The following is a 6,439-nucleotide window of genomic DNA, read 5'->3' on the forward strand; positions in this document are numbered from 1 at the left end:
CGTTATTGAGCCGCAGATCCGGCTCTAAACTTGAAGCATGACTGTGCTGATGCCTACTGCAACCTTTGATGCTCAATCCGGCTTGGAATACAAGGTCGCTGACCTGAGCTTGGCTGAAGCAGGACGCCACCAGATCCGTCTGGCTGAGAACGAAATGCCAGGCCTGATGGCACTGCGTGAAGAATTCGGTCCCACACAGCCCTTGAAGGGTGCCCGTATTGCGGGCAGCCTGCACATGACCGTGCAGACCGCTGTTCTCATTGAGACTCTTGTTGCGCTTGGTGCTCAGGTTCGTTGGGCCAGCTGCAACATCTTCTCTACTCAAGACGAAGCAGCCGCAGCCATTGCAGTAGGTCCCACCGGAACCGTCGAAGCTCCTGCCGGTTCACCTGTCTTTGCGTGGAAAGGTGAAACCCTCGAAGAGTACTGGTGGTGCACCGAGCGCATCTTTGACTGGTCCGCTGAAGCTTCCGCTGCCGGCGCTGACTGGATCGGACCCAACCTCATCCTCGACGACGGTGGCGACGCCACGCTCCTGGTTCACAAGGGCCGTGAGTTTGAACTTGCTGGTGCAGTTCCTTCTACGACTGCTTCTGACAGCCACGAATATGGCGTGATCCTGGAACTGCTGCGCAAGACTCTGGCTGCGACCCCTTCCCGTTGGCAGACCGTGGCATCTGAGCTCATTGGTGTCACCGAAGAAACCACCACGGGTGTTCACCGCCTCTATGAACTTTTTGCCAAGCAGGAACTTTTGTTCCCTGCCATCAATGTCAACGACTCTGTCACCAAGAGCAAGTTTGATAACAAGTACGGCATTCGCCACTCTCTTCCTGACGGTTTGAACCGTGCCACCGATGTTCTCATCGGCGGCAAGGTTGCCTTCGTTGCTGGTTATGGCGATGTCGGTAAGGGATCTGCAGAGGCTCTGCGTGGCCAGGGTGCTCGCGTGATTGTCAGCGAGATTGACCCTATTTGTGCTCTTCAGGCAGCCATGGATGGCTACCAGGTGGACACTCTGGAGAACGTCGTGGATCAGGTTGACATCTTTGTCACCACGACCGGCAACAAGGACGTGATTCGTCTCGAGCATTTGCTCGCGATGAAGCACCAGGCCATTGTGGCGAACGTTGGTCACTTCGACAACGAAATTGATATGGCGTCGCTGGAAAACCTGGCCGGTACCGAAAAGATCGAAATCAAGCCTCAGGTGCATGAATGGCGTATGCCCAACGGTCGTAGCATCTTGGTTCTTTCCGAAGGCCGACTGATGAACCTGGGCAATGCAACCGGTCATCCTTCCTTCGTGATGAGTAACTCGTTTGCCAACCAGGTGCTTGCGCAGATCGAACTCTTTGTTCGCCGCGAGAACTACCCCATTGGTGTCTTTGTGCTTCCAAAGCACCTGGATGAGAAGGATGCTCGCCTGCACTTGGACGCTCTCGGTGTGAAAATGACAACTCTGACTCCTGAGCAGGCTGCCTACATTGGTGTTCCTGTGGAAGGCCCCTACAAGGTTGACCATTACCGCTACTAGTCTCTGGAGACTAGGCTCTAACGCATGAGTGCACGCATTCTGGTTGTAGACGACGACGCCGCATTGGCGGAGATGGTCGGTATCGTCCTGGAAGGCGAAGGCTTTACGCCTTCGTTCTGCGCCGATGGCGCAGAAGCTCTTGCAGCATTCCGGGAGAACAAGCCCGACCTCGTGTTGTTAGACCTCATGCTCCCCGGCTTTGACGGCATTGAAGTCTGTGGTCAGATTCGTCAGGAATCTGGCGTGCCCATCATCATGCTCACGGCCAAAGGGGACGCGACCGACGTCGTTGCTGGCCTTGAAGCTGGTGCTGATGACTACATGGTCAAGCCCTTCAACCCGGGCGAGCTGGTGGCACGTATTCGTACGCGTCTGCGCTCCATGGCACCCAGTGGTGCCACATCGCAGACCCTGCGTATTGGTGATCTGAGTATTGACGTGGACGGCCACGAGGTCAAGCGAGGGGATGTCTGCATCAACCTCACCCCACTTGAGTTTGATCTTCTGGTTGCTCTGGCATCCAAGCCTCAGCAGGTGTTCACTCGTGAAATGCTGCTGGAGAAGGTGTGGGGCTACCAATACAAGGCAGATACTCGTTTGGTGAATGTGCACGTGCAGCGCTTGCGTAGCAAAGTGGAGTTCGACGCCGATAACCCCACCATTGTTACCACCGTGCGCGGTGTTGGTTACCGTGCCGGAGCTGTGATCTAACGTCGCAATGAAGGTTCGACGCTTCGACTTACTTGGGCTTCCTGCGCGCATCACGCGTGTGTGGCGTCGTTCGCTACAGTTCCGAACAGTCGTGGCCTCGATGGCACTTTCGGGTGTCGCCATCATCTTGGTCGGGCTTTACATGTCCTTCTCGATAAGCAACGACCTCTTTGCCTCCCGCTTGAACCAAGTGCTTTCAGAATCACAACGTGCTCAGGTCGCTGCCCAGCGCATCTTCGACTCTTCTGATGCCAGCGACCAAGCATCGATGCAGTCGGTGATGAATGCTGCTCGAACCGCTATTCGTGATTCTTCTTCGAGTGGACTGATTGCGGTCTATCGCGTTCCCGATCAAGAACCCAATCCGCTCGCTCCACAGAACTTCTCCAGTTCTGAACTCACCGGTGGCGTCATTACCCCCGAGCTCAAGGCTCAAGTGATGACCACTGCGGATCAGCAGTTCTGGCAATCTGTTGAACTTCCCATTAATGGCTCCACTGTTCCAGGTGTTGTTGTGGGCTCCCAGCTCGATATTCCAGGTGCTGGTTTGTATGAACTGTTTATTGGTTATGACTTTGAGCAATCTGAACAAACCCTGTTGTTTGTTCAACAGGTGTTGTGGTTCTCCGGTTTTGGTCTGCTGATTCTGGTGGGGGGTGTGGCCTGGGTGGTCTCGCGCATGGTGGTCTCACCGCTCAAGAACGCAGCAGAGACCTCACAGAAGTTGGCTGCTGGTGACCTTGCAGTGCGCATTCCTGAAAAGGGCGAGGACGTGGTAGCCACACTGGCCAGGTCGTTCAATGACATGGCAGGCAGCATGCAGCGCCAGCTCACCGAGCTGGCTGATCTCTCCGTCATGCAACAGCGCTTCGTCTCCGACGTGTCCCACGAGCTGCGCACACCGCTCACCACCATCAAGCTCGCGGGTGATGTGTTGTTCCAGGAACGTGAGAACTTTGACGCCAAGACGCGTCGCAGCACCGAGCTCTTGAACGCGCAGGTGCTGCGCTTTGAAAAGCTTCTCGGTGATCTTCTTGAAATCAGCCGCTATGACGCCGGAAGTGTAAACCTCGAGCCAGAACCCACCAACGTGGCTGGTCTTGTTCAAGATGTTGTCGGAACCATGACAACCTTGGCCGAGCAGCACGGCTGCGACCTGTCATTGTCTGCCCCTGGTGGTCACTTTGACGCTGATATTGATCCTCGACGCGTGCGCCGTATCTTGATGAACCTCATTGGCAACGCCATTGAGCATGGAGAAAACAAGCCCATCGACATTGCTGTGGACAGTAATGCCACGGCAGTGGCGATAAGTGTCCGTGACCACGGCGTGGGTATGGATGCTGAACAGCTCGAGCAAGTCTTTAGTCGTTTCTGGCGCGCAGATCCTTCTCGAAAGCGCACCCTGGGCGGCACGGGCCTCGGTCTGGCTATCTCTCTCGAGGATGCCCGTGTTCACAACGGTCTTCTGGACGTCTGGGCAGCACCAGGGGAGGGCGCATTGTTCCGATTGACCCTGCCTCGTGATCTTGAGATTCCTATTGCTTCTTCACCCTTGCCCCTCGACCCCACTGAGGAGTCGTGATGGCGATCAGGAAGAGTGTGATCAATGGAATCTCTTTGGCGGTAGCAATGCTGTCGCTGTTGGCGTTGACGGCATGCTCCGGTATTCCTCGCTCGAGTGGAGTGAATCAGGGCTCCGCTGTTGTTCCGGTTGAAGACGATGCCATTGAATTCTTGCCCTCGGGGCCTGTGCGAAACGGTTCTATCGAAGAAATCCTCCGAGGCTTTGTTGAAGCATCTTCGTCACCCGTCAGTGACTACGCCATTGCTCGACAGTTCTTGACCCCCGAATTCGCCACAGAGTGGGATGCCACCACAGCAGTGAACGTGGATGCAGGCTTGCGCACTGTCACTCAAACCGGAAACAACACCGGTGAGCTGGTTTATACCCAGAACGCACTGGTTGATGCCCAGGGCAACTATTCAGATGTGACCCCCACCCAGTCGGTGACCAATAGCTACACCTTTGAGCAGGTTGATGGCCAATGGCGCATTAGCTCTGCTCCCAATGGCGTGGTGATGGATCGTTTCACTTTTGATCAGGTTTACCAGGCGCACCCGCTCTATTTCTTTGACTCCACGAACTCTGTGTTGGTCCCTGATGTTCGCTTCTTCCCCGCCGGTGCATCAGCCAGCACTCGCATCACCAAGGCGCTCTTGGCTGGGCCATCTGCATGGCTGTCAGCCAATGGCGCCACTCACACCGCATTCCCTGCCGGCACAGCACTGGTCGCAGACACCGTCCCCGTGTCTAGGGGGACGGCAACAGTTGACTTGAACTCCGCTGCACTCTCAGCCGATCCCACCGTCATTCGACAGATGAAGCAACAGTTGTCTGCCAGCTTGCAGTCCGTCGACAACATCACAGCCGTCACCATGTTGGTGGACGGGGCAACGTTGAACAATGCCATCTCCAGCACTGTCGATTCTGTTTTGCCCAAGCCGGTCGATTCCAGGCCACTTGTCTTGACCGATAAAACCTTCGGATATTGGACCGGCACTACGGTGGACACGTCCACACAACTAGAACCAACCATGCTTGCTCAACAACCCACTGCAATAACGACTTCAAACGGGAATGTTTTGGCAGCAATCCTCACAGCGCAGGGTGTTTCTTTTGTGCGAAATGGCAATGCTCAGTTGGTGGACACCCGTTCCGGATTGATAGCACCTGCTTTGGATAATTTCGGATATGTGTGGTCGGTTCCTGCCGCGCAACCCAACAAGCTCGTGGTCATCCCCACGGACGGCAAACAAATCCCACTCGAAGCGCCCTGGGCAACCGCTGATTCGATACTGTCGCTCTCGATTTCCCGAGATGGCACCCGCGTTTTGGCGCTGCTGGAAACAAACGGCAGCTACCAGTTGGTGGTGAGTGCTCTTGTTCGTGGGGAGAAGTCAGTGCCCGTTCAGTTGGGCGCTCCAGTATCTCTCTCACTCGCCGCAGGAACGCCCGTTGCTTCTGCGTGGGTGGACTCCACCACGGTGGTGAGTGTGTCCTCGGACGGCGCCTCTTCTAACGTCCGCACGCAAGTCATTGGTGGGCAAAGCGAAGATTTGGCTAAGGTCACCACAGGCACCCCCATTTCGATCGTGGGAGCGAACACTGTTGCAGGTATACGAATTCTCACCGCAGAAGGCAATGTGCTCACTCAGCGCAGTAGTGCACAGTGGCTCAGTGCTGTCACGGGTGTGAAATCACTCGCCGTCCAGCAATAAGTTCCGAGGAAGTTTTCCACACCTTCAGCTCTGTGAGCTGAAGCGTGAGCTACTCACAGTCACACTGCAGAGATGTGGACATTCGACGAGTTCAAAGAGCACTGTGCAGATGCTCTGGTATTGGCGCTTCCCATTTCCTGTGCTGGGTGCGATCTTCCAGATCGAAACCTCTGTAGGGAGTGCAGAGCTTCTCTAGTCGCAGATCTGCAGTACCGCGAGCTATTCGATGAGGAATCTCTGCAAAGACTGCCACTGTGGTTTGCTATGGAACTGGGGGAGCCTCTCAGTGGCGTGCTGCATCACTTCAAAGAAACGGGACGAACTTCGGTGGCCAAACATCTGGCTACGCCCCTTCGAGAAGCCATGAAGGCAATCTACAAACAAGTACCTCATGAGAGCTCGGACCCAATTACGTGGGTAGTTCCGCCCTCGAGCAGGGTGAGTTTTCGTCAACGCGGGTATTCACCTATTGGCATGTTGGCAACGGCAGCCGGTGTGCGTCCGCAGAAACTCCTCACCATCAGCAGAAGGAGAGCAGATCAGTCCCAGCTCGGTCGCATGGAGCGCTTTCGCAATATGAAGGGCGTTTACACAGCCAAGCCAGCTGCGAAAGGCACGGGAGTCATCTTGGTTGATGACGTGTTGACGACCGGTGCAACCCTGCTGGAATGCGCCCGGGCACTGCGTGCCGGGGGCGCAGAAGTCCTGGGAGCGGCAGTGCTTGCCTACACTCCCAAAAACTTTCAGGACACTCGCAGATAAAAATGCGTGACATAACCGATCAAACAGGACTAAATTTTCAAACAACATCGATTGGCGTGAAAGGATCGCCCAAAAGTTGGGCGTAAACGCCAACTACGGGAGGTCGTCATGGAACTCAACTTCATCACTCGTCACATTGAAATCACT

Annotated in this window: 5 protein-coding genes; all 5 read left to right on the forward strand. The window is 55.4% G+C overall.

Features of this window, described 5'->3' with window-relative positions:
• The first annotated feature begins 49 nt into the window (after positions 1-49).
• The 5 genes from ahcY (at position 50) to RR877_RS05930 (ending at position 6,292) form a co-directional block, all read left to right on the forward strand.
• Positions 50-1,537, forward strand: coding sequence for an adenosylhomocysteinase (ahcY, locus tag RR877_RS05910; protein WP_332550821.1), 1,488 nt, complete (start codon positions 50-52; stop codon positions 1,535-1,537).
• A 24-nt stretch (positions 1,538-1,561) separates the two neighbouring features.
• Positions 1,562-2,248 carry an MtrAB system response regulator MtrA gene (gene mtrA, locus RR877_RS05915; protein WP_332550815.1) on the forward strand — a complete coding sequence of 229 codons (687 nt, stop codon included), beginning with the start codon at positions 1,562-1,564 and terminating at the stop codon, positions 2,246-2,248.
• 7 nt (positions 2,249-2,255) lie between these two features.
• On the forward strand, positions 2,256-3,833 hold the full coding sequence (gene mtrB, locus RR877_RS05920) for an MtrAB system histidine kinase MtrB (RefSeq protein WP_332618810.1): 1,578 nt from the start codon (positions 2,256-2,258) through the stop codon (positions 3,831-3,833).
• Positions 3,833-5,530 carry an LpqB family beta-propeller domain-containing protein gene (locus tag RR877_RS05925; RefSeq protein WP_332627798.1) on the forward strand — a complete coding sequence of 566 codons (1,698 nt, stop codon included), beginning with the start codon at positions 3,833-3,835 and terminating at the stop codon, positions 5,528-5,530. Before mtrB ends, RR877_RS05925 begins: the two co-directional genes overlap by 1 nt.
• 72 nt (positions 5,531-5,602) lie before the next feature.
• Complete coding sequence (locus RR877_RS05930) at positions 5,603-6,292, forward strand: phosphoribosyltransferase family protein (protein WP_332627799.1); 690 nt, start codon at positions 5,603-5,605, stop codon at positions 6,290-6,292.
• Positions 6,293-6,439 lie beyond the last annotated feature (147 nt).

It is taken from the genome of Aurantimicrobium sp. (assembly GCF_036667855.1).
Lineage (GTDB): Bacteria > Actinomycetota > Actinomycetes > Actinomycetales > Microbacteriaceae > Aurantimicrobium.